This window comes from Streptomyces hilarionis (assembly GCF_024539675.1).
Classification (GTDB): Bacteria; Actinomycetota; Actinomycetes; order Streptomycetales; family Streptomycetaceae; genus Streptomyces; species Streptomyces hilarionis.
This window is the reverse complement of sequence record NZ_JAHHIT010000391.1, coordinates 1-670: the sequence shown is the minus strand read 5'-3', so window position 1 is coordinate 670 and position 670 is coordinate 1. Positions and strand designations below refer to the sequence as shown.

Here is a 670-nt window from a genome sequence, read left to right as displayed (position 1 = left end):
GGTTAGAAATGGGAGCGCTGATAAGCAAAGTGTGGAAGAGAGCTTTTCTTTCGGGCAGTTAATTGCCGACCTCTGTACGTCACTCACTTATGAGGCTGTGGCGGGACCACTCCCCATCCAAGTGGCATTGAGATCGGGTACAACGCTACCTATCTGGTGCGGCCTTCGCGATACAGAGAAAGAAGCGTCACGACGGGTTCGACCTCAAACCAAATTCCAGATTGCGGCCATCCTTCGACACCGAGAATTCCGGGACTCTGACGTTTCAATCGAGACTCGATACCCGGCAGTAAATCTGAGAATCGAAGCCGAGATGCTTATGTTCATCGCGCAAACCGGCATGAATTTGTCGCAGGCGCATCAACTTCGGATCGACCAATACCACTATACGAGTCACCTTGATGGTTACCAAGTCAGGTCTTACAAAAAGCGTCGTCAGGGCGAAGTGCTATTTGAAGTTTTCTCAAGCTACAAGGAGTGGTTTGAACGCTACATTGAGTGGCGAAACACGTGGTTTCCGGACGACCTAGAGGGGCTTCTTTTTCCTCTCGTCCGTCTTGGGGGACGTCTCGTTGTAGAAGCTCCTCAGTTCACAGCTCTAGTGCGCCTCTGTACCGATTCCAATATTCGATTCGTTCGACCACGTAAGCTACGGGGTGCTCGTATTAAC

1 protein-coding gene is annotated in these 670 nt (G+C 50.9%); it reads left to right on the top strand.

Translation table 11 applies throughout. The features are described from left to right. Nucleotides 1-313 precede the first annotated feature (313 nt). Nucleotides 314-670 (top strand): hypothetical protein (locus tag KMS84_RS43690; protein ID WP_256921259.1); only part of this gene is annotated, 357 nt, incomplete at its 3' end.